The organism is Klebsiella africana, assembly GCF_020526085.1.
Lineage (GTDB): Bacteria > Pseudomonadota > Gammaproteobacteria > Enterobacterales > Enterobacteriaceae > Klebsiella > Klebsiella africana.
The window spans coordinates 4,299,861-4,326,370 of sequence record NZ_CP084874.1; the positions used below are offsets into that span (position 1 = coordinate 4,299,861).

General features: G+C 55.3%; 20 protein-coding genes. 10 read left to right on the forward strand and 10 right to left on the reverse strand.

Translation table 11 applies throughout. The features are described 5' to 3' along the window. Window positions 1–6: 6 nt before the first annotated feature. A complete protein-coding gene (gene cueO / locus LGL98_RS20780; RefSeq protein ID WP_136029005.1) occupies window positions 7–1,608 on the reverse strand; it encodes a multicopper oxidase CueO in 1,602 nt (533 codons plus the stop codon). A 145-nt stretch (window positions 1,609–1,753) separates the two neighbouring features. On the opposite strand from cueO, the gene LGL98_RS20785 reads away from it, so the two are divergent. From LGL98_RS20785 to speD, 5 genes are all read left to right on the forward strand, one after another. After that, the gene (locus LGL98_RS20785) at window positions 1,754–2,101 is read left to right on the forward strand and encodes a YacC family pilotin-like protein (protein WP_002888808.1); all 348 of its coding nucleotides are present in this window, start codon (window positions 1,754–1,756) and stop codon (window positions 2,099–2,101) included. A 241-nt stretch (window positions 2,102–2,342) separates the two neighbouring features. Beyond that, window positions 2,343–2,753: a YuaE family lipoprotein gene (locus tag LGL98_RS20790; protein ID WP_136029004.1), complete on the forward strand. Its 411-nt coding sequence runs from the start codon at window positions 2,343–2,345 to the stop codon at window positions 2,751–2,753. A 410-nt stretch (window positions 2,754–3,163) separates the two neighbouring features. Then, a complete protein-coding gene (locus LGL98_RS20795; RefSeq protein ID WP_407660582.1) occupies window positions 3,164–4,681 on the forward strand; it encodes an FKBP-type peptidyl-prolyl cis-trans isomerase in 1,518 nt (505 codons plus the stop codon). A 146-nt stretch (window positions 4,682–4,827) separates the two neighbouring features. Beyond that, window positions 4,828–5,688 (forward strand): polyamine aminopropyltransferase, encoded by an 861-nt coding sequence (gene speE, locus LGL98_RS20800; RefSeq protein WP_136028999.1) that lies wholly within the window; start codon window positions 4,828–4,830, stop codon window positions 5,686–5,688. 24 nt (window positions 5,689–5,712) lie between these two features. Next, window positions 5,713–6,507 (forward strand): adenosylmethionine decarboxylase, encoded by a 795-nt coding sequence (gene speD, locus LGL98_RS20805; protein ID WP_136028997.1) that lies wholly within the window; start codon window positions 5,713–5,715, stop codon window positions 6,505–6,507. Between the two features lie 155 nt (window positions 6,508–6,662). Here speD and yacL read toward each other — a convergent pair whose 3' ends face one another. Together yacL and acnB are read right to left on the reverse strand one after the other, a co-directional pair. Beyond that, a complete protein-coding gene (gene yacL / locus LGL98_RS20810) occupies window positions 6,663–7,025 on the reverse strand; it encodes a protein YacL (protein WP_136028995.1) in 363 nt (120 codons plus the stop codon). A gap of 186 nt (window positions 7,026–7,211) precedes the next feature. Further along, on the reverse strand, window positions 7,212–9,809 hold the full coding sequence (gene acnB, locus LGL98_RS20815) for a bifunctional aconitate hydratase 2/2-methylisocitrate dehydratase (protein ID WP_136028993.1): 2,598 nt from the start codon (window positions 9,807–9,809) through the stop codon (window positions 7,212–7,214). A 432-nt stretch (window positions 9,810–10,241) separates the two neighbouring features. Here acnB and LGL98_RS20820 point away from each other — a divergent pair, with 432 nt between their 5' ends. Both LGL98_RS20820 and LGL98_RS20825 read left to right on the forward strand, forming a co-directional pair. After that, window positions 10,242–11,840 (forward strand): DUF3300 domain-containing protein, encoded by a 1,599-nt coding sequence (locus LGL98_RS20820; RefSeq protein WP_136028992.1) that lies wholly within the window; start codon window positions 10,242–10,244, stop codon window positions 11,838–11,840. 11 nt (window positions 11,841–11,851) lie between these two features. Next, window positions 11,852–12,652, forward strand: a complete 801-nt coding sequence (locus LGL98_RS20825) for a DUF2950 family protein (RefSeq protein WP_136028990.1) — start codon at window positions 11,852–11,854, stop codon at window positions 12,650–12,652. Between the two features lie 44 nt (window positions 12,653–12,696). Here the strand turns inward: LGL98_RS20825 and LGL98_RS20830 are convergent, their stop codons facing one another. From LGL98_RS20830 to pdhR, 5 genes are all read right to left on the reverse strand, one after another. Next, window positions 12,697–12,981 carry a hypothetical protein gene (locus LGL98_RS20830; protein ID WP_136028988.1) on the reverse strand — a complete coding sequence of 95 codons (285 nt, stop codon included), beginning with the start codon at window positions 12,979–12,981 and terminating at the stop codon, window positions 12,697–12,699. 164 nt (window positions 12,982–13,145) lie between these two features. Beyond that, a complete protein-coding gene (gene lpdA, locus LGL98_RS20835; RefSeq protein WP_002888731.1) occupies window positions 13,146–14,570 on the reverse strand; it encodes a dihydrolipoyl dehydrogenase in 1,425 nt (474 codons plus the stop codon). Window positions 14,571–14,776: 206 nt separating this feature from the next. Then, the gene (gene aceF / locus LGL98_RS20840; protein WP_136028986.1) at window positions 14,777–16,672 is read right to left on the reverse strand and encodes a pyruvate dehydrogenase complex dihydrolipoyllysine-residue acetyltransferase; all 1,896 of its coding nucleotides are present in this window, start codon (window positions 16,670–16,672) and stop codon (window positions 14,777–14,779) included. Window positions 16,673–16,686: 14 nt separating this feature from the next. Then, on the reverse strand, window positions 16,687–19,350 hold the full coding sequence (aceE, locus tag LGL98_RS20845) for a pyruvate dehydrogenase (acetyl-transferring), homodimeric type (protein ID WP_136028984.1): 2,664 nt from the start codon (window positions 19,348–19,350) through the stop codon (window positions 16,687–16,689). Window positions 19,351–19,486: 136 nt separating this feature from the next. Next, on the reverse strand, window positions 19,487–20,266 hold the full coding sequence (gene pdhR / locus LGL98_RS20850) for a pyruvate dehydrogenase complex transcriptional repressor PdhR (protein ID WP_002888699.1): 780 nt from the start codon (window positions 20,264–20,266) through the stop codon (window positions 19,487–19,489). Window positions 20,267–20,908: 642 nt separating this feature from the next. Between pdhR and aroP the strand changes: the two genes are divergently transcribed. The 3 genes from aroP to LGL98_RS20865 all read left to right on the forward strand — a co-directional run bounded on the left by aroP (window position 20,909) and on the right by LGL98_RS20865 (window position 24,820). Continuing rightward, on the forward strand, window positions 20,909–22,279 hold the full coding sequence (gene aroP / locus LGL98_RS20855; RefSeq protein WP_080924727.1) for an aromatic amino acid transporter AroP: 1,371 nt from the start codon (window positions 20,909–20,911) through the stop codon (window positions 22,277–22,279). A 184-nt stretch (window positions 22,280–22,463) separates the two neighbouring features. Next, a complete protein-coding gene (locus LGL98_RS20860; RefSeq protein WP_136028982.1) occupies window positions 22,464–23,870 on the forward strand; it encodes a glycoside-pentoside-hexuronide (GPH):cation symporter in 1,407 nt (468 codons plus the stop codon). Then, the gene (locus LGL98_RS20865) at window positions 23,870–24,820 is read left to right on the forward strand and encodes a glycoside hydrolase family 43 protein (RefSeq protein ID WP_136028981.1); all 951 of its coding nucleotides are present in this window, start codon (window positions 23,870–23,872) and stop codon (window positions 24,818–24,820) included. Before LGL98_RS20860 ends, LGL98_RS20865 begins: the two co-directional genes overlap by 1 nt. Window positions 24,821–25,055: 235 nt before the next feature. Here the strand turns inward: LGL98_RS20865 and ampE are convergent, their stop codons facing one another. Next, complete coding sequence (ampE, locus tag LGL98_RS20870; RefSeq protein WP_136028979.1) at window positions 25,056–25,910, reverse strand: beta-lactamase regulator AmpE; 855 nt, start codon at window positions 25,908–25,910, stop codon at window positions 25,056–25,058. Further along, window positions 25,907–26,470: a 1,6-anhydro-N-acetylmuramyl-L-alanine amidase AmpD gene (gene ampD / locus LGL98_RS20875; RefSeq protein ID WP_136028977.1), complete on the reverse strand. Its 564-nt coding sequence runs from the start codon at window positions 26,468–26,470 to the stop codon at window positions 25,907–25,909. The genes ampE and ampD overlap by 4 nt, the downstream gene beginning before the upstream one ends. Window positions 26,471–26,510 lie beyond the last annotated feature (40 nt).

Here is a 26,510-nt window from a genome sequence, read left to right on the forward strand (position 1 = left end):
ACCGCCCTAAACCGTGAAACCCAGCATCATCCCGGTATCTTCATGCTCCAGCAGATGGCAGTGGGCCATATAGGCAAACTCCTTCGGCGCCGGATGATCAAACTTCACTAATACTTCACTCACGTCCCCTTCCACACGAACGGTGTCTTTCCAGCCGCGACGGTGCGCCGCTGGCGGCTTGCCGTTTTCGCTAAGGATGCGGAACTGGGTGCCGTGGATATGGAACGGATGCAGCATCATGTCGCCCTTGCCGGAGATGACCCAGCGTTCATATTGGCCTCTGGCGGCGGCAAACATCGGCACATTCATGTCGAAGGCTTTGCCGTTGATGCGGTTGGCGGTATGGAAATCAAAACCCTTACCCGACGACATGCCATGCTCCATGCCGGCCCCGTGGTTCATGTTGCTCATGTCGCCGTGGTGCATATTCCCCATGTCGCCCATCCCGCCATGCCCCATCATGCCGTGATCCATTCCGACCATCGCCTGCTCGCCATATTTCTCCATCAACGCCTGCATGCCCATCCTGTCGAGCATCGGATCCATCGACAGCTGGAGCTGACGCTGCGTCAGCCCCGTTAGAGAGGGGAGCGCTGGCATAGCGGCCAAAGTATCCAGCAGCTTGCCGGAGGCAGGAATGACCAGCGGCTGGACGCGCAGTACCGGCTGTGGTTTATCAAAAGGCGCAATGGCCATGCCCATCTGGCTCACCGGCAGGGTCACCAGTTCGAAAGGTTTACCGTCGCTGGTGTCTACCAGCACCTCAAAGCGTTCCCCCATCAAGACCGGCAATTCATCGACCTTGACCGGCTCGGCCAACAGACCGCCGTCACTGGCCACCACGTACAGCGGGCGCTTATCACTGGTGGCAAAATTGAGGGAACGGGCATTACAGCCGTTCAGCAAACGCAGGCGTAACCAGCCGCGCGGCGCGGCATGTTCGGGATAGAGAGCGCCATTGGTTAGAAGCGTATCGCCAAACCAGCCGACGGCGGCGCTCATCACATCCAGCTGATAGTCGATTTCACCAGCGGCGGTGAACTTCTTATCCTGGACGATCACCGGCACATCATCGATTCCCCACTGCTTCGGCAGCAGCAGGCGTCCGCTCTCTTCATCCTCGATCAGCACCAGCCCTGCCAGCCCCATCGCCACCTGACGACCGGTAGTCCCGTGCTGATGCGGGTGAAACCAACAGGTGGCCGCCCGCTGCGTCGGCGTGAAGCTCACCGTACGGGTTGCGCCCGGCGCGATAATCCCCTGCGGCCCCCCGTCGACCTCGCCCGGTACCTCCAGACCGTGCCAGTGCAGCGTGGTCGCTTCCGCCAGCTGGTTGGTAATATCCACCGTAACGGCCTTACCCTGCGTCAACTGTAGCGCTGGCCCCAGCAACGAACCGTTATACCCCCAGGTAGTGGCATTCAGGGCACCAAACTGCGTTTTGCCCGCCTGGATGGTCAGCGCAATACGGTTGCGCGCATCGGCAGTTAACAGCGACGGCACCGGCAAAGCCGGGCGACTGGCGGCAAAGACCGCCCGGCTCCATAACGGTAATGCGCTGGCCATGCCGACCGCGGCGGTCAGTTTGAGGAAGTCTCGGCGTTGCATATTCACATCCTTTTATTCTGCGGGCGAATATTTGAGCTTAAACCCTACCGTAACGGGAAGGTCAAGCAGAAGAGTAAGAATAAAGATCGGCGCTGTGTAAAGAAGTATGCTAATTTGAAGCGTCGGTGATCTAATGGTAGAAAAAATGAAGACGCTTTTCAGAACAATGGTACTCGGCAGCCTGCTTGCTCTCTCCGCCAACAGCTACGCGCTCAGCGAATCAGAAGCGGAAGATATGGCTGATTTAACCGCGGTTTTTGTGTTTCTGAAAAACGACTGTGGCTACCAGAACCTGCCCAACACGCAGATCCGTCGCGCGCTGGTGTTCTTTGCTCAACAGAACCAGTGGGACCTCAGCAACTATGACAGCTACAACATGAAAGCGCTTGGCGAAGACAGCTATCGCGATCTTAGCGGTATTAACATTCCGACAGCGAAAAAATGCAAAGCGCTGGCCCGTGATTCGCTCAGCCTGCTGGCTTACGTTAAATAATTCCCTGCGCGGGCGACAATGCTCCGCGCCTTTATCATTTCATTTGTCACACTCGAATATTTATTATTGTATATAAATAAATCTTATTCCCGTTCAAACATATCAACCCGCCAAATAAATTAAACCACTACTAGTAATGAATTACTAAAAAACTAATAAAATATCATTATTCATATATTGCAAAATAAAAAACACCCTTCTAGAATCCGGTGAAAATATCCCTACTTCATGGACTGAAATTGTGAATATCTCGCCGACTCTTCGTATTATCCCGCTTACCGCACTTTTATTAGTGGGCTGTAGCAATACCTCATCTCGCCAGCAGGTAAAACCGATTGCCACGCCGCTAACGTCGCAACAACAGGCTGAGCAGGAGCGCGCTGCCAGCGAACAGGAGCGTATTGAGTCCTGCCGTCAGGCGCTGGATTCGCTTAAAGAGGTGAACCCACAGCAGGCAACTAAACTCAGCAACGAGTTCAATGCTCTGGTGCGCGCGGCGTCACAATATAACAAGGTGCGCGAGAAAGTTGCCGATCCAACCCGGATGGGTATTGACTCCATGTATCAGTTCAAATCTATCAAGCTGTGCTCCGATATCCAAAAAACGCTGATCGATAGCCTGGTACAGCGTGGTGAAAGCAAACAACCATGAACAGAACCGCCACGCTGACCCCAAAAGCACCTCTGCTGATGCTCGCCGCGGCGCTGGCGCTTTTACCCTCATTTTACGCCGGCGCCGCGCCGGCCTTCCTCGACTACGCTCAACAGCAAACTCAGGCGCAAGAAAAAAACGATACTGACACCGTGAAGCAAACGTCAGGGGATCGTCAAAATGCGGATAATAAAAAAAATGCGATCAACACCGCACAGTTGCAAAAAAAAATCGCCAGTCAGCAGGCAACGATTGCGCAAAAAGATAAAACTATTCAGCAATTAAAAAAACAGCTTACCGCAACGCCGTCAACGGAAACATCCACCGCAGATGAACAAGCGGCATTGAATAAAAAAATAACTCAATTACAGAAAGCGTTAGCCGCCGCGACTGCGGAAAATGAGGCGTTGATAAAAAAAGGGAGCCTTGGCCAGAATAATAATCTGCAGCAAAGCCAGACTGCCGCGCTTAAACAGATCCAGCAACTCACCTCGCAGCTTCAAAACGCCGAAACTGAAAATCAGCGGCTCAGCGCCAGCCTCACCACGCTGAATACGGATAAACAAACGCTGACCACCCGACTGGCCGCCGTGGAAAAAGCACAGCAGACCGCCCTCAGCCAGGCCAAAGCCCTCGATGCTGATAAGCAGTCGCTTATTACCCGGCTGGCCACTGCGGAAAAAGTCCAGCAGATCGCCCTTAACCAGGCTAAAGCCCTCGATACTGAAAAGCAGTCGCTCACGACCCGATTGGCCGCCGCAGAAAAAGCACAGCAAACAGCGATCGATCGGGCTAAAGCCCTTGATGCCGACAAGCTGTCGCTGGCCAGCCGGTTGGCCGCCGCGGAAAAAGCCAAACAGACCGCGCTTGAGCAGGCCAAAACGCTTCAGGCCGATAAACAGCCGCAGGCTACCCAGCTGGCCTCAGTGGAAAAAGCACAGCAGGCAGCCCTCGACAAAGTCAAAGCGCTTGACGCCGATAAGCAGTCTCTTACCGCCCAACTGGCCGCTGCGGAAAAAGCCAAACAGAGCGCCCTCGCTCAGATCACCGCCCTTAACGCCGATAAGCAGTCCCTCGCCACCCGGCTCGCCGCTGCGGAAAAAGCGCCGCCAGGGCACGATACCGCCGCCGCTTCAAAGAACGAACCATCCGAGATGGCGGCGGTTGTTGCGGCCTATCGCCTGCAGGCAGACAAAGACAACGCCCAGCTAAGGATTAAAGAAGACGAAATTCAGCTGCTGAGAACTCAACTGTCAGTACAGCCTAAAAGCACGGGTAGCAAGGATGCTACTGTCAAACTCAACGCCCCTGGCGAACAGCAGGCTTATGCCATCGGTGCCTCAATGGGCACCGAGGCCCTGAACGTCCTTACCACCCGTCGCAAACAGGGAATTACCGTCGATGCCGGACTGGTACTGCAGGGTATCGAAGATGCCTTTAGCAGCCAGCTTCGCCTCGGAGAACAGGAGCGGAACAAAGCGCTGTTTGACGTTTCACAGCAGGTGTTCCAGAACCTGAATAAAATCGAACAGAAAAACATCAGCGCGGGCAAAAAATATCAGCAGGCTTTTGCGCGCAAAAAAGATGTAGTCTTTAAAGAGGGCGTCTACAGCCGTGTCGATTACCTGGGTAAAGGTAAAATAAGCGGCAACGACATGGTCACCGTGGTGATCAAAGAGATGCTGACGGATGGGACAGTGATCAACGATATGGAAGCGAAAGATCAGGCGCTCACCCAGAAGCTGGATGCTTATCCGCCGGTGTTTCGCGGACCGCTGCAACGTCTGCAGAACCATGGCTCCGTTACGCTGGTCGTACCGCCTGACAAAGCCTATGGCAGTAAAGGATTACCGCCGAAAATCCCGCCTGGCGCCACCATGGTTTATTCCGTGCGGATAGTGGATACGCAACCCGCACCGGCGAAATAACTTCCCGCCCACCGCCCTCTCCGGGCGGTGGGCGTTATTCCTGCCGCATTGCTGCAATAACCGCCGTGCATCCTCATCTATAGTTGTCTATGATGTTGCACTCGTTTTACGGGTGTAACAGATGTTAACGAAGGAGGAGCCTCACCGTGGCCGATAATCCACTGTGGCATGAAACGCTGCATGACCATTTTGGTCAGTACTTTAGCGTTGATAACGTGCTGTACCACGAAAAAACCGATCATCAGGATCTGATCATCTTTGACAACCGCGCTTTTGGCCGGGTGATGGCGCTGGATGGCGTCGTACAAACCACCGAACGCGATGAGTTCATCTATCACGAAATGATGACCCACGTGCCGCTGCTGGCTCACGGCAACGCGAAGCATGTGCTGATCATCGGCGGTGGTGACGGCGCGATGCTGCGCGAAGTCTCTCGTCACCACAGCATCGAAACCATCACCATGGTGGAAATTGACGCCGGGGTAGTCTCATTCTGCCGCCAGTACCTGCCGAACCATAGCGCTGGCGCCTATGATGACCCGCGTTTTACGCTGGTGATTGATGATGGCGTCAATTTTGTTAACCAGACAACGCAAACGTTTGACGTGATCATTTCTGACTGCACCGATCCTATCGGTCCGGGCGAAAGTCTCTTCACTTCGGCTTTTTATGAAGGCTGCAAACGCTGCCTGAACCCGGGAGGCATCTTCGTTGCGCAGAACGGTGTCTGCTTCCTGCAACAGGATGAAGCGGTGGGCAGTCATCGCAAGCTGAGCCACTATTTTCGCGACGTCAGCTTCTACCAGGCGGCAATTCCAACCTATTATGGCGGGATCATGACCTTTGCCTGGGCGAGCGACAACGAAGCGCTGCGTCATCTCTCCAGTGAAATCATTCAGGCGCGTTTTCACAAAGCCAACCTGACCTGCCGTTACTACAATCCGGCAATCCATACGGCGGCCTTCGCCTTACCACAATATCTGCATGATGCTCTGTCCGCACCGTGACGCGAAGTAAGGGGGTGAACTAAATTGAAAAAATTGAAGCTGCACGGCTTTAACAACCTGACCAAAAGCCTGAGTTTTTGTATCTACGATATCTGTTACGCCAAAACGGCCGAAGAGCGCGACGGCTACATCGCCTATATCGACGAACTCTATAATGCCAATCGCCTGACGGAGATCCTGACAGAAACCTGTTCTATTATTGGCGCCAATATCCTGAATATCGCCCGCCAGGATTATGAACCCCAGGGCGCCAGCGTGACTATTCTGGTCAGCGAAGAGCCTATCGATCCCAAGCTCATTGACCAGACCGAACACCCCGGCCCGCTACCGGAAACCGTGGTTGCCCATCTCGATAAGAGCCATATCTGCGTGCATACCTACCCGGAGAGCCACCCGGAAGGCGGGCTATGCACTTTCCGCGCCGATATCGAAGTGTCAACCTGCGGCGTCATTTCCCCGCTTAAAGCGCTGAACTATCTGATCCACCAGTTGGAGTCAGACATTGTCACTATTGACTACCGCGTGCGCGGCTTTACCCGTGATATCAATGGGATGAAACATTTTATCGATCATGAAATCAATTCGATTCAGAACTTTATGTCTGACGATATGAAGTCGCTGTATGACATGGTCGACGTCAACGTTTATCAGGAAAATATCTTCCATACCAAAATGTTGCTTAAGGAGTTCGATCTTAAGCACTACATGTTCCATACCCGACCGGAAGAGTTGACCGCCGAAGAACGCAAGGTCATTACCGACCTGCTGTGGAAAGAGATGCGCGAGATCTACTACGGCCGTAATATTCCTGCCGTGTAATGCCTCAAATGCCCGGCGGCGCTGGTGCTTGCCGGGCATGGGGTTCTGCGCCGCCTGGCCGTCCGGGTACGGCGCCAGCCCCTTCGGGGATTTCCCCTGTTCACGCTACGCTTAGCAGGCCCAGGGTTTTGCGCCACCCGGCATAAACGTCGTCATTAACGCTGCTGCATAAATTCACGATAAGCGGCAACCACCTGCAGGAAATCCTCAACGCCGCACAGAGAGAGGCTCTCTTCGTCGTAGTAATTCATCCCCTCTTCCATTTCATCACCGGAAAATTCCAGCTGATTGGCGCGGATCATCACCTCTTCGCCATCCAGCCACAACGTATATTCATGGCCAGCCCGCTGCCAGGAACGTTCACTGCCCTTCACGGTGCGCGCAGCCTGCTCCACTTCGTCCAGCAGAGCAAGATTGCCTTTCACCTCCTCGTTGAACCAGTGGCCAATCGCCTCGTGATCCATCGACATTCGCACCTTTACCACTCCGGTAATATCGCGCAGAAATTCGTAGTCCATAGTCTTTTCCTCTGCAAGGGCAATGCGTCACCGCTGCACTGTACCCATGCAGTAATTATCGCAGCAGACAGAAAGAAAAAAAGCGTAGCGGGCAGGAGGTTTGGAAATAAAAATGCCCGGTGATGCAATGTTCACCGGGCATTGGAGAGTTTATCGCCAACCGGTCAGCCGGGCTGACCGAATGGTTTACACCGCGGTCTGGAAGATCACGCCGTCAGCTTTTTCAGTGTACTGATCCAGCTGGTTGAAGTTCAGATAACGGTAGGTATCTTCCGCCGTCTTATCCACCTGCGCCACGAAGTTCTGGTACTCTTCCGGCGTCGGCAGTTTGCCGAGCAGAGAAGCCACCGCTGCCAGTTCGGCAGAGGCCAGATAGACGTTAGCGCCGGTACCTAAACGGTTCGGGAAGTTACGGGTGGAGGTGGAGACCACCGTCGCACCGTCGGCCACGCGCGCCTGGTTACCCATACACAGGGAACAGCCAGGGATTTCGATACGCGCCCCGCTCTTACCAAACACGCTGTAGTAGCCCTCTTCGGTCAGTTGCGCGGCGTCCATACGGGTTGGCGGCGCCACCCACAGGCGAGTCGGCAGTTGGCCTTTATGGCTGTCCAGCAGTTTACCAGCCGCACGGAAGTGACCAATGTTGGTCATGCAAGAGCCGATGAATACTTCGTCAATCTTCTCGCCCTGCACGTCAGACAGCAGACGGGCATCGTCCGGATCGTTCGGCGCGCACAGGATTGGCTCTTTGATATCCGCCAGATCGATGTCGATCACTGCCGCGTATTCCGCGTCAGCATCGGCTTCCAGCAGCTGCGGATCCGCCAGCCATTTTTCCATGCCCTGGATACGGCGTTCCAGGGTACGGCGGTCGCCGTAGCCTTCGGCGATCATCCACTTCAGCAGGACGATGTTGGAGTTCAGATACTCAACGATCGGCTCTTTGTTCAGCTTGATGGTGCAGCCTGCGGCAGAACGCTCAGCGGAAGCATCGGTCAACTCGAACGCCTGCTCGACTTTCAGATCCGGCAGACCTTCGATCTCAAGGATGCGACCAGAGAAGATGTTTTTCTTACCTTTCTTCTCAACGGTCAGCAGGCCCTGCTTGATGGCGTACAGCGGGATAGCGTGGACCAGGTCACGCAGGGTGATCCCCGGCTGCATTTTGCCTTTGAAGCGTACCAGCACCGACTCCGGCATATCCAGCGGCATCACGCCGGTCGCGGCGGCGAAGGCCACCAGACCAGAGCCCGCCGGGAAGGAGATGCCGATTGGGAAACGGGTGTGGGAGTCACCACCGGTACCCACGGTATCCGGCAGCAGCATGCGGTTCAGCCAGGAGTGAATCACGCCATCGCCCGGACGCAGCGAAACACCGCCACGGTTCATAATGAAGTCCGGCAGAGTATGATGCGTGGTGACGTCAACCGGCTTCGGATAGGCCGCGGTGTGGCAGAAGGACTGCATCACCAGGTCAGCGGAGAAGCCCAGGCACGCCAGATCTTTCAGTTCATCACGGGTCATTGGACCGGTGGTGTCCTGAGAACCGACGGAGGTCATTTTCGGCTCGCAGTAGGCGCCCGGACGGATACCGGCAACGCCGCAGGCGCGGCCAACCATTTTCTGCGCCAGCGAGAAACCGCGGCTGCTTTCCGCTACGTCTTTCGCCTGACGGAAGACATCGCTGTGCGGCAGGCCCAGCGCTTCGCGCGCTTTGGTGGTCAGGCCGCGACCGATGATCAGCGGAATACGGCCGCCGGCGCGCACTTCGTCGATCAGCACATCGGTTTTCAGCTCGAAGCTGGCCAGCAGTTCGTTGGTTTCGTGGTTACGCACTTCACCTTTGAACGGGTAAACGTCAATCACGTCGCCCATGTTCAGGTTTGACACATCCACTTCGATAGGCAGCGCGCCCGCATCTTCCATGGTGTTGAAGAAGATTGGTGCGATTTTGCCGCCCAGGCACAGGCCGCCGCCGCGCTTGTTCGGCACGTTCGGGATATCGTCGCCCATAAACCACAGCACCGAGTTGGTCGCGGATTTACGCGAGGAACCGGTACCGACCACGTCGCCGACGTAGGCCAGCGGATAGCCTTTCTGCTGCAGGGCTTCGATCTGTTTGATCGGGCCAACCACGCCCGGCTGATCCGGTTCAATACCTTCGCGGGCGTTTTTCAGCATGGCCAGCGCGTGCAGCGGGATATCCGGGCGCGACCAGGCATCCGGCGCGGGAGAGAGATCATCGGTGTTGGTTTCGCCGGTGACCTTGAAGACGGTAACCGTGATTTTTTCTGCCAGCTGCGGACGGTTCAGGAACCACTCAGCGTCAGCCCAGGATTGCATGACCTGTTTAGCGTGCTCGTTACCTGCTTTGGCTTTCTCTTCTACATCGTAGAAGTTATCAAACATCAGCAGGGTATGAGACAGCGCTTTCGCGGCAATCGGCGCCAGTTTCGCGTCGTCCAGCGCATCGATCAGCGGATGAATGTTGTAACCACCCTGCATGGTGCCCAGCAGTTCAACGGCTTTTTCAGGGGTTACCAGGGGGGAGGTTGCTTCGCCCTTGGCAATCGCGGCAAGGAATCCAGCTTTCACATAGGCGGCTTCGTCGACGCCCGGCGGTACACGGTTAATCAGCAGGTCTAACAGGAATTCTTCTTCGCCCGCAGGCGGGTTTTTCAGCAGTTCTACCAGCGCGGCCATTTGGGTTGCATCTAAGGGTTTGGCAACAATCCCCATGGCGGCACGCTCAGCTACGTGCTTACGGTATTCTTCTAGCACGACGGTTCTCCTCGCTTCTCATTGTCATAATGCGGCCTACACGTCTTCTATCAATCTGCTTCGGTATTGGCTTCGTTTGCCGCGTGACGCATCTTGAAGGATTTAGTGGCTGGGCGATTTTCTTCACGCTCCTGTGAGACAGCAGTTTGTAGGGTAAATGCCCGATACCGCGTCGGCAGCATAGCAGGATTTTTGAAAGGTGTTAATCTGTTTACAAAAAAGCAACATTAAAATTTAGCTGAATCGTTAAGGGCAGGATATTGCAGGCTTTCTGTTCAAATCCCGCGACAAAAATTCCTGTTCGCATACAACGCTACGGGTCGATCCCAACAATAATCAATAAAAAGCCGTACCGCATACCTATACTCAGCAGACGAGCCGTTTTCGCCGATACTTAAGCGAGATGGGTTACCTTTTGGGTCAGGAGCTTCCATGTCACTGCCGTTCAAACCCCATATTATCGCCCTGCTCTGTAGCGCTGGCTTACTCGCGGCGGCGGGAACACTCTATGTGCAAAGCCGAACCCCGGCGACGATCGCTGAACCGCCAGCCCAGCCAGCGCCCGCAGCGTCGACGACGCAGCCGGTGACCACCACCTACACCCAGGCGCAAATTGATCAGTGGGTCGCGCCTATCGCGCTCTACCCGGACAGTCTGCTGTCGCAGGTGTTGATGGCCTCCACTTATCCCGACAACGTCATGCAGGCGGTCCAGTGGTCCCAGGATAATCCCGCCATGAAAGGGGATGCGGCGGTTCAGGCGGTTGCCAGCCAGCCGTGGGACCCTAGCGTCAAATCCCTTGTCGCTTTTCCTGCCCTGCTGGCGATGATGGGCGAAAATCCGCCCTGGGTGGAGAACCTCGGCAATGCATTTTTGGCCCAGCCGCATGATGTGATGGATTCAGTGCAGCGCCTGCGCGCCATTGCCCAACAGACCGGGACGCTCAAATCCACACCGCAGCAGAAAGTGATTGTCACCCCTGCCGCACCGGCCCCCAGCAGCAACAGCACGGTAGCAACCTCAACCGCCCACACAGCGGCGCCTGCGCCCACGCAGGTCATTAAAATAGAGCCGACCAATCCACAGGTGGTCTATGTTCCCAGCTATAACCCCTCCACCGTCTATGGTACCTGGCCGAACAGCGCCTATCCGCCGGTCTATCTGCCGCCCCCTCCTGGGGAGCAGTTTACCGATAGCTTCGTCAAAGGCTTCGGTTACAGCCTCGGCGTGGCCACTACCTGGGCGTTATTTAGCAGTATCGACTGGGATGATGATGATGACCACCACCATCACGATGACGACTATCACCACGGCGATTACTCACATAATGGTGATAACATCAATATTAATGTAAATAATTTCAATCATATAACCGGAGAAAACCTGCCGGGCAACCACGTTAACTGGCAGCACAATCCTGCCTATCGCGGACACACACCGTATCCCGATAATACGGTAGCTCAGCGCTTCCATCAGACCAACGTTTCCGGCGGACTGAGCGCGACCCAACATGCGCCAGTCGATCGCGAAGCGCAGCGCCAGGCAGCGATGACCCAGCTGCAGCATAACGTACCGACGGCCACAGCGGGCAACCTGGCGGCAAACAACGCCTCACGCGATGCCCAGCGTCAGGCTGCTTCGGCGCAGCTGAAGCAAGCCACCCAGCGCAGTAATTACCGCGGTTACGACAGTACGCCTCAGCAACGTCGCGAGGCGGCAAAAACGCAGCTGAAAAATCCCACGCCGCAGCAACAGCAGCGTCGGGAAGCCGCCAGGAGCCACGAGCAGAACCGTACACCTCAGCAGCAGCAGCGCCGGCAGCAGCTCCAGTCCGCCACCCCAGCCCAGCGTCAGCAGACGGTCAGCCATCTGCGCGCCAACGCCCTTAGCGGCAACGAAAGCCGCGCTCCCTCCTGGCAAGCACAACAGGAACGAGGACTGCAAAGCCGCCAGTTTTCCGGCGTAAACCGCGAGTCACGCGACGGCGCCAGAGAGCGTTTTTCCGAACACCATGAACTGCGCCGTCGCTAAGGATGAGCAGAATGAGAAACCCATTACCCGTCGCCCTGTTCACATTACTGCTGTCGCCGCTTGCCGCCTTCGCCCAGCAGCAGTTTGCCTCGCCGGAGCAGGCAGCGACTGCGCTGGCCGAAGCGATCAGCCAGCCAAATGAGGCCGCGCTGAGCGAAGTACTCGGCGATAACTGGCAGCAATTTTTACCCACCGATGGGATCGACCCCACGGCCGTCGACCGCTTTCGACGTGACTGGCAGGTGAAACATGTCATCGTCCAGCAGGGTGATAAAGCCTGGCTCGATGTCGGCAGCGAGGCATGGCGTCTGCCTGTGCCCATCGTAAAAGCACCGAAGGGTTGGCGCTTTGATATGGCCGCAGGCGAAGAGGAGATCCTCACTCGCGCCATAGGCCGCAATGAGCTGTCAGCGATCGCCGCCATGCACGCCTACGTTGATGCCCAGCAGGATTACTATCAACTGAATCACCGCTGGGCACAGAAAATCATCAGCAGTGAAGGCAAAAAAGATGGTTTGTACTGGCCGACATCGCCTGGCGAAGCGCCAAGTCCGCTTGGCCCGGCCTTCAGCCCGACGGAGCCCGGCAGCGGTTATCATGGCTACCGCTTCCGGATGATTGCGGGTCGCGATGACCAGAGCGTCGCCCTGCTGGCGTGGCCAGTGGAGTGGGGAGAAACTGGCGTGATGAGTTTTATGATCGATCAGCACGATACGGTCTATCAGGCCAATCTCGGTGAAGAGAGTGCCGTAAAAGCACAGGCGATTACGCACTTTGCACCTGACGCCGGCTGGCAGGTGGTGAAACCATAAAAAACGCCCGGTTGCTTGCATGCAACCGGGCGTTTTATATTCGCTTAGCCCTGATGAGGCATCAGAGAAGGATCGCCGGCAAACGCCGGTTTAGTGCTGGATAATGCCGCTTCGTCAGCGCTGATGCTGCCAGAGTTTGCCGCCCATACCCCTTCATTGGTCTTCGTCACCTGCTGATGCTGGGCATTCAGATCCTGGCCCATCGCCGCAATGTGGGTCGTTTCAGTACCGCCGCTGTTGTCCGCCCAGGGAATGTTGGCGTCAGCGGCGCAGGCCACGCCGGTAAAAAATATTGCAGCGACCAGCGCTGTGGTTAAAAAGCGTTTCATCTCACACCTCATCGATATCGTTAACTACCTAAAAGTTTACCGAGTGACTATTTTCAAAGTATGTATAAGGTGTGGCGGTTTATGAACAGCGACATAGTTCTAAACATCAGGCATAAAAAAAGCGGCTCCGGGAGCCGCTTATGCTTTTTGCCTGAAAGAAAAAGTTACTTTTTCTTCGCTTTGGCGTTTGGCAGGTCGGTGATGCTGCCTTCGAAGACTTCTGCCGCCAGGCCAACGGACTCGTGCAGAGTCGGGTGAGCGTGGATAGTCAGGGCGATGTCTTCCGCGTCGCAGCCCATTTCGATAGCCAGACCGATCTCGCCCAGCAGCTCGCCGCCGTTGGTGCCGACAATCGCGCCGCCGATAACACGGTGGGTCTCTTTGTCGAAGATCAGTTTGGTCATACCGTCTGCACAGTCGGAAGCGATAGCACGGCCGGAAGCCGCCCACGGGAAGGTGGCAGTTTCGTAGCTGATGCCTTTCTCTTTCGCTTCTTTCTCAGTCAGGCCAACCCATGCCACTTCTGGTTCAGTGTAAGCGATGGACGGGATCACTTTCGGATCGAAGTAGTGTTTCAGGCCGGAAATAACTTCTGCGGCAACGTGACCTTCATGGACACCTTTGTGCGCCAGCATCGGCTGACCGACGATATCGCCGATAGCAAAGATGTGCGGCACGTTGGTGCGCATTTGTTTGTCAACGCGGATGAAGCCGCGATCGTCCACTTCCACGCCAGCTTTACCTGCATCGAGGTTTTTGCCGTTCGGTACGCGACCGATAGCGACCAGCACCGCGTCGTAACGCTGCGCTTCCGCCGGGGCTTTTTTGCCTTCCATGGAAACGTAAATACCGTCTTCTTTCGCTTCAACGGCTGTGACTTTGGTTTCCAGCATCAGGTTGAATTTCTTGCTGATGCGTTTAGTGAAGACTTTAACGACGTCTTTATCGGCAGCCGGGATAACCTGGTCGAACATTTCCACCACGTCAATCTCTGAACCCAGCGCATGGTATACGGTACCCATTTCCAGACCGATGATACCACCGCCCATAACCAGCATGCGTTTCGGTACGGATTTCAGTTCCAGCGCGTCGGTGGAATCCCATACGCGCGGATCTTCATGCGGGATAAACGGCAGCTGAATCGGACGGGAACCCGCCGCGATGATCGCGTTGTCGAAGTTGATGACGGTTTTGCCGTTCTCGCCTTCCACTTCCAGGGTGTTAGCGCCGGTAAATTTACCCAGACCGTTAACCACCTTCACTTTACGACCTTTGGCCATGCCAGCCAGACCACCGGTCAGCTGAGTGATGACTTTTTCTTTCCAGGTGCGGATCTTGTCAATGTCAGTTTTCGGTTCGCCGAAAACGATGCCGTGTTCGGCCAGCGCTTTCGCTTCTTCGATAACTTTTGCTACGTGCAGCAGCGCTTTAGAAGGGATACAACCCACGTTCAGACAAACACCACCGAGGGTGCTGTAACGTTCTACGATGACGGTTTCCAGACCTAAATCAGCGCAACGGAAGGCTGCAGAGTAACCTGCGGGGCCTGCCCCAAGTACCACGACCTGAGTTTTGATTTCAGTACTCATCATGACCTCTGTAATTTATATCCGGCGGGTCTGACGCTATTATTCTTACGCCCAAGTCCACCGGGACGTTCTATCCGCGTGTATTTTACAAAATTGTTAACAATTTTTAAACAACAAACGGCAAACGATTTTGTCCTTTGTTGCTGATAATCCCCAACAGCCTGAGGTTATCAGAAAAAAGCCGGCCGTCAGGCCGGCTTTTTCGCTTACATCACCAGGCGGCGAATGTCGCTCAGGGTGTTGTTAATGATGGTAATGAAGCGGGCACCATCAGCACCGTCGATGACGCGGTGGTCGAAGGACAGAGAGATCGGCAGCATCAGACGCGGCACGAACTCTTTACCATTCCATACCGGCTCCATCGCGGACTTAGACACGCCGAGGATGGCCACTTCCGGCGCGTTAACAATCGGCGCGAAGTGGGTGGTACCCAGGCCGCCGATGCTGGAGATGGTGAAGCAACCGCCCTGCATTTCGCCAGCCGTCAGTTTGCCATCGCGCGCTTTCTTCGAGATGGTGGTCAGTTCACGAGACAGCTCGGTGATGCTCTTCTTGTTCACGTCTTTAAAGACCGGAACCACCAGACCGTTCGGGGTATCCACCGCCACACCGATGTTGATGTATTTCTTCAGCGTCAGGCGCTGGCCATCTTCGGAGAGCGAGCTGTTGAAGCGCGGCATCTGCTCAAGCGCAGCGGCAACGGCTTTCATGATGAAGACCACTGGAGTGAATTTCACGTCCAGTTTACGCTTCTCAGCTTCGGCATTCTGCTGCTTACGGAATGCTTCCAGATCGGTGATATCGGTTTTGTCGAAGTGGGTAACGTGCGGGATCATGACCCAGTTACGGCTCAGGTTAGCCCCAGAGATTTTCTGGATACGGCCCAGTTCCACTTCTTCGATTTCGCCGAACTTGCTGAAGTCAACCTTCGGCCATGGCAGCATGCCCGGGATACCGCCGCCAGCGGCAGCCGCCGGTGCGGATTCAGCGCGTTTAACCGCGTCTTTCACGTAAGCCTGAACGTCTTCGCGCAGGATACGACCTTTACGGCCGGTGCCTTTCACTTTCGCCAGGTTAACGCCGAACTCGCGCGCCAGGCGGCGAATCAGCGGGGTCGCGTGAACGTAGGCATCGTTTTCAGCGAATTCGCTTTTACCTTCTGCTTTCGCAGCCGGTGCCGCGGCAGGCTTAGCGGCCTGAGCCGGGGCAGCAGCCGGTGCCGGGGCAGCAGCCTGAGCCGGAGCAGCAGCAGGCGCAGCGCCTTCCACTTCGAAGACCATGATCAGGGAGCCGGTTTTGACTTTATCACCGGTGCTGATTTTAATCTCTTTAACGGTACCCGCAAACGGCGCCGGCACTTCCATAGACGCTTTATCACCTTCGACGGTGATCAGGGACTGTTCCGCCGCGACTTTATCGCCAACTTTAACCATCACTTCGGTGACTTCAACTTCGTCGCCGCCGATATCCGGTACGTTAACATCTTTCACGCCTGCGGCAGCAGTCGGAGCCGCAGCAGCCGGCGCGGCAGCCTGTGCCGGTGCGGCTGCAGGCGCAGCGCCCGCCACTTCGAAGATCATAATCAGGGAGCCGGTGGAAACTTTATCGCCGGTATTGATTTTAATCTCTTTGACGGTACCGGCGAACGGCGCCGGGACTTCCATAGAGGCTTTATCGCCTTCTACGGTGATCAGGGATTGCTCAGCGGCGATGGTGTCGCCTACTTTCACCATGATCTCGGTGACTTCAACTTCATCGCCGCCGATATCCGGGACGTGAACTTCTTTCGCTGCCGCGGCAGCCGCTGGAGCAGCAGCCGGAGCGGCTTCTTTCTTCTCTTCCTGCGCAGGTGCAGCGGCGGCTGCACCCTCGGCGGAATCGAAAATCATAATCAGTTTGCCAGTCTCGGTTTTGTCGCCGACGGAGACTTTAATCTCTTTCACGACGCCAGCCTGCGGAGACGGGACTTCCATAGAGGCTTTGTCGCCTTCTACGGTGATCAGCGACTGTTCAGCTTCTACTTTGTCGCCAACTTTGACCAGGATCTCGGTGATTTCAACTTCATCAGCCCCGATGTCCGGTACTTTGATTTCGATAGCCATTATTCTTTTACCTCTTACGCCAGACGCGGGTTAACTTTTTCTGCATCGATGTCGAATTTCGCGATAGCGTCAGCCACCACTTTCTTATCGATTTCACCACGTTTAGCCAGTTCGCCCAGCGCTGCTACGACCACGTAGGAAGCATCAACTTCGAAGTGGTGACGCAGGTTTTCACGGCTGTCGGAACGACCGAAGCCATCGGTACCCAGTACGCGGTAATCATCAGCCGGTACGTAAGTACGAACCTGCTCGGCGAACAGTTTCATATAGTCAGTGGATGCCACTGCCGGAGCGTCGTTCATCACCTGAGCGATATACGGCACGCGCGGGGTTTCCAGCGGGTGCAGCATGTTCCAGCGTTCGCAATCCTGGCCATCACGCGCCAGTTCGGTGAAGGAGGTGACGCTATACACGTCAGAACCCACGCCGTACTCTTTCGCCAGGATCTGCGCTGCTTCACGCACGTGACGCAGGATAGAACCGGAGCCCAGCAGCTGAACTTTACCTTTGCTACCTTCGATGGTTTCGAGTTTGTAGATACCTTTACGGATACCTTCCTCGGCGCCTTCCGGCATCGCCGGCATGTGGTAGTTTTCGTTCAGCGTAGTGATGTAGTAGTAAACGTTCTCTTGCGCTTCGCCGTACATACGGACCAGACCATCATGCATGATGACAGCCACTTCATAGGCGTACGCCGGGTCGTAAGAGATACAGTTCGGGATAGTCAGCGACTGAATATGGCTGTGACCATCTTCGTGCTGCAGACCTTCGCCGTTCAGGGTAGTACGACCGGAAGTCCCGCCAATCAGGAAGCCGCGAGCCTGCTGATCGCCAGCCGCCCAGCACAGATCGCCGATACGCTGGAAGCCGAACATCGAGTAGTAGATGTAGAACGGGATCATCGGCAGGTTGTTGGTGCTGTAAGAGGTCGCCGCAGCCAGCCAGGATGCGCCTGCGCCCAGCTCGTTGATCCCTTCCTGCAGAATCTGGCCTTTCTCGTCTTCTTTGTAGTAAGCAACCTGCTCACGGTCCTGCGGGGTATACTGCTGGCCGTTCGGGCTGTAAATACCGATCTGACGGAACAGACCTTCCATACCGAAGGTACGCGCTTCGTCGGCGATGATCGGCACCAGACGATCTTTGATCGACTTGTTCTTCAGCATCACGTTCAGGGCGCGAACGAAAGCGATAGTGGTAGAGATTTCTTTGTTTTGCTCTTCCAGCAGCGCGCTGAAGTCAGCCAGGGTCGGCAGCTCCAGTTTCTCAGTGAACTTCGGCTGACGAGTCGGCAGATAGCCATTCAGCTTCTGACGCTGAGCGTGCAGGTAAGTGTGCTCTTCGGAACCTTCCGGGAAGGTTACGTAAGGCAGTTTTTCGATATCGGCATCCGCCACCGGCACATTGAAACGATCGCGGACGTAGCGAACGCCGTCCATGTTCATTTTCTTAACCTGGTGCGCGATGTTCTTACCTTCAGCGGTATCGCCCATACCATAACCTTTGATGGTATGCGCCAGGATCACGGTCGGCTGACCTTTGGTTTCCTGCGCTTTTTTCAGTGCAGCGTAGACTTTCTTCGGATCGTGACCACCGCGGTTCAGGGCCCAGATCTGCTCGTCAGTCCAGTCGGCAACCAGGGCGGCAGTTTCCGGATATTTACCGAAGAAGTGCTCACGAACGTAAGCGCCATCTTTGGATTTGAAGGTCTGGTAGTCGCCGTCAACGGTTTCGTTCATCAGCTGAATCAGCTTACCGCTGGTGTCTTTACGCAGCAGCTCATCCCAACGGCCGCCCCAGATAACCTTGATAACGTTCCAGCCAGCACCACCGAAAATGCCTTCCAGTTCGTTAATGATTTTACCGTTACCGGTGACCGGGCCGTCCAGACGCTGCAGGTTGCAGTTGATGACGAAGACCAGGTTGTCCAGTTTTTCACGGGTCGCAATGGTGATAGCGCCTTTAGATTCTGGCTCATCCATTTCGCCGTCGCCCAGGAAAGCGTAAACGGTTTGTTCGGAGGTGTCTTTCAGACCACGGTGTTCCAGATATTTCAGGAATTTAGCCTGATAGATCGCACCCAACGGCCCCAGCCCCATGGATACGGTCGGGAACTGCCAGAATTCCGGCATCAGTTTCGGGTGCGGATAAGAGGACAGACCATTACCGTGAACTTCCTGACGGAAGTTGTCCATCTGCTCTTCGGTCAGACGGCCTTCCAGGAACGCACGTGCGTATACGCCCGGAGAGATGTGGCCCTGGAAGTACACCAGATCGCCGCCATCTTTCTCAGTGCGCGCACGGAAGAAGTGGTTGAAGCAGACTTCGTAGAAAGTCGCGGAAGACTGATAGGACGCCATGTGGCCGCCCAGTTCGAGATCTTTTTTCGACGCGCGCAGAACGGTCATGATGGCGTTCCAGCGAATCGCAGAACGAATACGACGTTCCAGATCCAGATTGCCCGGGTATTCCGGTTCATCTTCAACGGCAATAGTGTTGACGTAGTTGCCGGCGGAAGAGCCTGCCGCAACCTTCACTCCGCCTTTACGGGCTTCAGAAAGGAGTTGGTCAATCAGATACTGAGCGCGCTCAACACCTTCTTCACGGATGACCGATTCGATCGCCTGTAGCCAGTCGCGAGTTTCGATCGGATCCACGTCATTGTGTAAACGTTCTGACATGGGGGTATTCCTTATCTATCTAATCGTTGATTAATCTGGAACCTGTCCCATTGAACTCTTCGTTCTTCACGCTGGAACAACCAAAAATTCAATAAGACAGGTTCTGCGTTTAGTTGCCGCGCTCTAAAAATGGCGCTTAAGAACCGGAGTTCTCGTCCTTTCGTTGCTGTAAACGACGCAGTGAGCGCTCTCGACGACTCTGCTCACGGCTACGATCCAGCAAAATTTCCTCAATGAACGCCAGGTGACGGTGCGACGCCTCACGCGCCTGCTCCGGCTCCCCGGCCATTATCGCCTCGAAAATGCGAGTACGATGGTTGCTGACCAACGGGAGCATTTCCCGGCGGGCATACAGCAATTCAAAGTTCTGACGAACGTTTTGTGCCAGCATCGGCTCCATACACCTTAGCAGATGGAGCAACACCACATTGTGTGCCGCCTCAGTGACGGCGATTTGGTACTGGACGACGGCGCCGGACTCGGCGTCGAGATCGCCGGACTGTTGAGCCCGCTCAATAGCCTGATGCAGCTCGCGGATACGATCGCGATCTTCATCGTTGCTGCGCAGCGCTGCGTAATAGGCCGCAATGCCTTCCAGCGCATGACGGGTCTCAAGCAGATCGAATTGGGATTCAGGGTGATCGGACAGCAGCTCGACCAGCGGATCGCTGAAGCTCTGCCACAGGCGGCTCTGAACAAACGTTCCACCTCCCTGACGACGAAGCAACAAGCCCTTGGCTTCGAGGCGTTGAATCGCCTCACGCAGCGAGGGACGGGAAACGTCAAACTGTTTAGCCAGTTCGCGTTCTGGCGGGAGTTTTTCACCGGGGCGCAATGTCCCCTCAAGGATCAGGAACTCCAGCTGCTGCTCTATCACATCGGATAATTTTGGTTGGCGGATTTTGCTGTAGGCCATATTCCCTGTCTCTGCCATTAGCCCGGAGTCAATTGGTCTTACCAATTTAAAGTTCGTAGCGCTAAAGTAACAAAGTATTCACCTTCTGTCCATACAGGTTTTGATTGAAATCAGTAAACCACGGACATTTTAACAACCTTACAGAAATAACATTTCAGAAATGTAACCTTGCACAAATGTTACGTTTACTCATAAAGAGGTAGCGTTAACTTAATAGAAACGAAAAATTACGCTTTCTGAACCGATTCAACTCTGCAATATACGAATAAAAAAGCAAATAAAATGAATAAATAGACAGCACAGGACATGCATGTGAATATGACAAATTGTGACTATTGATGTCTTTTTAGACACTTCGTCATCATCCCTTCATAAAGCAGGTGCATTCAAACGCGCTTACCACTATTCTCCCTGAGACGAAAGGCCTTTTTCTGAATTAACGCACAGCCTTCCGTAAACAAAACAATACAGAAACGGAAGTCGCAAAATACACAAACACAACAATATGTGCGCGACATCACTCAGGTAAAAAGTGGGCCACAGCGCCCAAATTTTCGCTGGCTATGCTTTCTGCAGGGACAGCAGTGAAGCAGCAACCTGACGGATGACGTACACAAAAAATAACCACACACGAGGTTTCATATGGAAGGTCAACAGCACGGCGATCGGCTGAAGCGCGGCCTGAAAAACCGCCACATTCAGCTCATCGCGCTGGGCGGGGCTATCGGCACCGGCCTGTTTTTGGGGAGCGCGTCCGTCATTCAGTCCGCCGGCCCGGGTATTATTCTTGGTTATGCTATCGCCGGTTTTATCGCCTTTCTGATCATGCGTCAGCTGGGTGAAATGGTGGTGGAGGAGCCGGTAGCCGGCTCGTTTAGCCACTTCGCGTATAAATACTGGGGCGGCTTTGCCGGCTTCGCCTCCGGCTGGAACTACTGGGTGCTGTATGTCCTGGTAGCCATGGCGGAACTGACCGCTGTGGGCAAATACATTCAGTTCTGGTGGCCGGAAATCCCGACCTGGGCCTCAGCGGCGGTTTTCTTCATCGCCATCAACGCCATTAACCTGACCAACGTGAAAGTGTTTGGTGAAATGGAGTTCTGGTTCGCGATTATCAAAGTAGTCGCCGTAGTGGCGATGATTCTGTTCGGCGGCTGGCTGCTGTTCAGCGGCAACGGCGGCCCGCAGGCGACGGTACGTAACCTGTGGGATCAGGGTGGATTCCTGCCGCACGGCTTTACTGGCCTGGTAATGATGATGGCGATCATCATGTTCTCCTTCGGTGGTCTGGAGCTGGTGGGCATCACCGCCGCGGAAGCGGATAACCCGGAACAAAGTATTCCGAAAGCCACCAATCAGGTTATTTACCGCATTCTGATCTTCTATGTTGGCTCGCTGGCGGTGCTGCTCTCTCTGCTGCCGTGGACCCGCGTCACCGCAGACACCAGCCCGTTCGTCCTCATCTTCCATGAGCTTGGTGATACGCTGGTGGCCAACGCCCTGAACGTAGTGGTGCTGACGGCCGCTCTGTCGGTGTACAACAGCTGCGTCTACTGCAACAGCCGTATGCTGTTCGGCCTTGCCCAGCAGGGGAATGCGCCGAAAGCGCTGCTTAGCGTTGACAAACGTGGCGTGCCGGTGAATACCATTCTCGTCTCTGCCCTGGTCACCGCGCTGTGCGTACTGATCAACTATATGGCGCCGGAGTCCGCTTTTGGACTGTTGATGGCGCTGGTGGTCTCCGCTCTGGTGATCAACTGGGCGATGATTAGCCTGGCGCATATCAAATTCCGTCGCGCCAAGCAGCAGCAGGGCGTCGTCACGCGCTTCCCGGCTCTCTTCTATCCGCTGGGCAACTGGCTGTGCCTGCTGTTTATGGCGGCGGTGCTGGTGATTATGCTGATGACCCCGGGCATGGCAATTTCCGTCTGGCTGATCCCGGTCTGGATCGCGGTGCTGGGCGTGGGCTATCTGTTTAAACAAAAAGCCGCCGCCACCATAAAAGCACAATAATACATCTCATCAATAGCTCTCTTTGCTCTGCGTCTGCTTGTGAATAACGGGCGCAGAGCATTGTTATCTGCTTCACACTTTCCTCTCCATAGCTGTTTTATCCATATCGTCAACGCGTTACTGCAACGTATTTCCCTCCATAGCAGCCAATAATTCTCTCCATACTGCAACGGAGAGACCGCACATGGCAGACAACAAATTATCTATAAAAGAGAAGATTGGTTACGGGATGGGGGATGCCGGATGCAATATTATCTTTGGCGCCATCATGCTGTTTGTGAACTATTTTTATACCGATATTTTCGGCCTGGCGCCGGCGCTGGTGGGCGTATTACTGCTGTCAGTGCGCGTTATCGACGCGGTGACCGACCCGATTATGGGCGCCCTTGCCGATCGCACCCGCAGTAAATATGGCCGCTTTCGTCCATGGCTGCTGTGGATTGCCTTCCCCTACGCCCTGTTTAGCGTGCTAATGTTCACCACCCCTGAGTGGACCTACAACAGCAAAGTTATCTATGCGTTTGTCACCTACTTTCTGCTGTCGGTAACCTATACCGCGATTAACATTCCCTACTGCTCGCTGGGAACGGTGATGACCGCTGATCCCAAAGAGCGCGTGGCCTGCCAGTCCTATCGTTTCGTGATGGTGGGTATCGCCACGCTCCTGCTGTCATTGACGCTGCTGCCGATGGCCGACTGGTTCGGCGGTGCCGATAAAGCGAAGGGCTACCAGATGGCGATGACCGTGCTGGCCTTTATCGGTATGTGTATGTTCCTGTTCTGCTTTGCCACCGTGCGCGAACGTATCCACCCGGCAGTGCAGACCAATGATGAACTGAAAAAAGACCTCAAAGACGTGTGGAAAAATGACCAGTGGGTGCGCATCCTGCTGCTCACGCTGTGCAACGTCTGCCCTGGCTTTATCCGCATGGCTGCCACTATGTACTACGTCACCTGGGTGATGGGACAAAGCACTCATTTTGCCACCCTGTTTATCAGTCTCGGTGTGGTCGGGATGATGATTGGCAGCATGCTGGCGAAAGTCCTCACCGACCGCTGGTGCAAACTGCAGGTCTTCTTCTGGACCAACATTGTGCTGGCGATCTTCTCCTGCGCCTTCTATTTCTTTAATCCGCACGCCACCATGTTGATTATGGTGCTCTACTTCCTGCTCAATATCCTGCATCAGATCCCTTCTCCGCTGCACTGGTCGCTGATGTCCGATGTTGACGACTACGGCGAGTGGAAAACCGGCAAGCGCATCACCGGCATCAGCTTCTCCGGCAATCTGTTCTTCCTCAAGGTTGGTCTGGCGGTCGCCGGGGCAATGGTCGGTTTCCTGCTGTCATGGTACGGCTACGACGCCGGCGCGAAAGCGCAAAGCGCCTCCGCGCTGAACGGTATCGTGCTGCTGTTCTCGGTCATCCCCGGCATCGGCTATCTGATCACCGCTGGCGTGGTGCGCCTGCTGAAAGTTGACCGTACCCTGATGCGCCAGATTCAAAGCGATTTAGAGAAGCGCCGCAGCAACTACAGCGAGCTGAATGAATACCAGGAACTGAAAACCAGTGAACACGTAAGGAAAGCCTAATGAACAACTGGCCAAACCCCTTTATTGAACAGCGCGCAGATCCCTTTATTCTGCGCCACCTTAATCACTACTACTTTATTGCTTCAGTACCGGAATACGATCGGCTGGAGATCCGGCGCGCGGCAACCCTTGAAGGATTACGTGATGCTGAGCCGGTAGTGGTCTGGCGCGCGCCGCAAAGCGGGCCGATGAGCCAGCTGATTTGGGCGCCGGAGCTGCATGAAATAGACGGTAAGTGGTATATCTATTTTGCCGCCACCCATACCCATGAACTGGATGCGCTGGGGATGTTTCAGCATCGCATGTTCGTTCTGGAGTGCGCCGACAGCGATCCGCTAACCGGCCGCTGGCAGGAAAAAGGCCAGGTGGTCACGCCTTTCGATACCTTCGCCCTCGATGCCACCACCTTTACCCATCAGGGGAAACGCTGGTATCTGTGGGCGCAAAAATCCCCGCATATCGAAGGCAACTCAAACCTGTATCTCGCTGAAATGGCTAATCCGTGGACGCTAAAAGGCGAGCCGGTCATGCTGAGCAAGCCGGAGTTCGACTGGGAGTGCCGGGGATTTAAGGTCAACGAAGGGCCCGCGGTACTGGTGCATGGCGATAAGCTATTTATCAGCTATTCCGCCAGCGCCACCGATGAAAACTACTGCATGGGGTTACTCTGGATCGACCGGCAGGCCGATCCGCTGCAGCCGACAAACTGGCATAAAGCCCCGCAGCCGGTATTCCGTACCAGCTATGAAAACCGCCAGTATGGCCCGGGCCATAATAGTTTTACCCAAACGCCGGCAGGGGAAGATGTACTGGTGTATCACGCGCGGAATTACACCGAGATAGAAGGCGATCCGTTGTATGATCCTAATCGCCATACGCGTTTGAAACTCGTCAGTTGGCGGGAGGACGGGATGCCAGACTTCGGTATTCCACCGGCGGATACGCTGTAGCGATTCGGTATATGACCCGCTAGCGCAGATTCTGTAGGCCAGGTCAGGTGAAGCCGCCACCTGGCAACATGGCGGGCACGACGTCGGTTATATCGCCCGGCGGCGCTGTTGCTTGCCGGGCCTACATGGTGTGAGCCTGCGGGTGATTTACCTGGCCGGATAAGCACAGCGCCATCCGGCAATCAAAGCCCCGCAGATGCATGCCTCGTGGCAGGCAGCGCGCGGGCTCAGGCTATTAAACCAGAGTGCCGTAAATCGTCAACAGCGCCATGATCACCACCACTACCAGCGAGGTTTTTTTGGCCATCGATACGGCAGCTTTGGGTGTGGCGACTTTATCTACATGCGGTTCACGGGCCAGGGAATACTGCGCCAGGCGGGTCAATACTTGATACTGCGACGAATGACGGTCGCCCAGCGAAGCAAACCACGCAGGGAGTGCTTTTTCACCATGCCCCACCAGGGCATAGACCACTCCCACCAGACGTACCGGCAGCCAGTCCACAATATGCAGAATACCATCGATCCCGGACTGCAAACGGTGATGCGGCGTCTGGTAGCGCGCCAGCCATGTCTGCCAGGCGCGCAGCACGCTGTAAGCGATAAGCGTCAGCGGGCCCCAGGCTCCCCCCACCACAAACCAGAAAAGCGGCGCCAGATAGTATCGATAGTTAATCCATAGCAGCGCATTTTGCAGTTCACTCAGGTATTCACGCTCATCACAGCCCGGCGGTACGCCGTGGATCAGCGTCAACTCGCTGGCCATGGCATCGCAGGCGCGACTGTCATTGCGCGAAGCCGCTTTCAGATAAGCATGATAATGCAGCCGAACCTTGCCTGCCCCAATGCATAGCAAACCCAGTAAGATCCAGAACACCAGCAGAGGTACGTTAAATAGCTGCCCCTGCAGCAGACGCTGAATGATATAGACAACCGCGACGGCCACCAGCGTCATCAGCAACGTGCCCGGTAGCGAGAAATGTTTTATCCGGCGAAACACCACCTCCAGCCGATGATCAAGCTGCCAGTGTTCGCCCAGCTTAAACAGCCGTTCGGCGATAAGCACCAGCAGCGTCGTAAACAGCGTCATGAGGTCTCCTTTTCTGACGGGGCGCTGAGCAGCGCACGGTATTTTATCCAGTCAAAGGCCGGTCCTGGATCGGTTTTCCGCACGGGCGCGATATCGCTGTGGCCCGCGATGTTTTCGGCAATAGCAGGATAAATCGAGATAAGCAGATCCGTCACCGCCGCCAGCTGCCGGTACTGCGCATCGGTATACGCCAGGGTATCGGTGCCTTCCAGCTCTATGCCGATGGAAAAATCATTGCAGCGTTCGCGTCCCTGATAACAGGAGACCCCTGCATGCCACGCCCGCTTATCAAAAGGCACATACTGCACGATTTCGCCATCTCGGCGAATCAGACAATGTGCTGAAACGCGCAGATGAGCAATCTCGGCAAAGAAAGGATGCGCCTGCGGATCCAGGCTACCGGTGAACAGTGCATCAATCCACGGGCCACCAAATTCGCCCGGTGGCAAGCTAATGTTATGCACCACCAGTAAGGAAGGGGTTTCTTCATCCGGACGACAGTCATGGTGCGGCGAGGGTACCCGACGCGCGCCGACCAGCCATCCCTCGTTCAACTGCATGCGGGATCTCCTTTCGCGAACTCATGCTTCCGGGCCATAC

Coding starts and splice junctions, on each gene's coding strand:
- cueO (WP_136029005.1), bottom strand. CDS start 1,608: ATGCAACGCCGAGACTTCCTCAAACTGACCGCCGCGGTCGGCATGGCC.
- LGL98_RS20830 (WP_136028988.1), bottom strand. CDS start 12,981: ATGAAACGCTTTTTAACCACAGCGCTGGTCGCTGCAATATTTTTTACC.
- yacL (WP_136028995.1), bottom strand. CDS start 7,025: ATGGACTACGAATTTCTGCGCGATATTACCGGAGTGGTAAAGGTGCGA.
- ampD (WP_136028977.1), bottom strand. CDS start 26,470: ATGCAGTTGAACGAGGGATGGCTGGTCGGCGCGCGTCGGGTACCCTCG.
- LGL98_RS20860 (WP_136028982.1), top strand. CDS start 22,464: ATGGCAGACAACAAATTATCTATAAAAGAGAAGATTGGTTACGGGATG.
- LGL98_RS20865 (WP_136028981.1), top strand. CDS start 23,870: ATGAACAACTGGCCAAACCCCTTTATTGAACAGCGCGCAGATCCCTTT.
- LGL98_RS20820 (WP_136028992.1), top strand. CDS start 10,242: ATGTCACTGCCGTTCAAACCCCATATTATCGCCCTGCTCTGTAGCGCT.
- aroP (WP_080924727.1), top strand. CDS start 20,909: ATGGAAGGTCAACAGCACGGCGATCGGCTGAAGCGCGGCCTGAAAAAC.
- ampE (WP_136028979.1), bottom strand. CDS start 25,910: ATGACGCTGTTTACGACGCTGCTGGTGCTTATCGCCGAACGGCTGTTT.
- pdhR (WP_002888699.1), bottom strand. CDS start 20,266: ATGGCCTACAGCAAAATCCGCCAACCAAAATTATCCGATGTGATAGAG.
- aceE (WP_136028984.1), bottom strand. CDS start 19,350: ATGTCAGAACGTTTACACAATGACGTGGATCCGATCGAAACTCGCGAC.
- aceF (WP_136028986.1), bottom strand. CDS start 16,672: ATGGCTATCGAAATCAAAGTACCGGACATCGGGGCTGATGAAGTTGAA.
- LGL98_RS20785 (WP_002888808.1), top strand. CDS start 1,754: ATGAAGACGCTTTTCAGAACAATGGTACTCGGCAGCCTGCTTGCTCTC.
- LGL98_RS20825 (WP_136028990.1), top strand. CDS start 11,852: ATGAGAAACCCATTACCCGTCGCCCTGTTCACATTACTGCTGTCGCCG.
- lpdA (WP_002888731.1), bottom strand. CDS start 14,570: ATGAGTACTGAAATCAAAACTCAGGTCGTGGTACTTGGGGCAGGCCCC.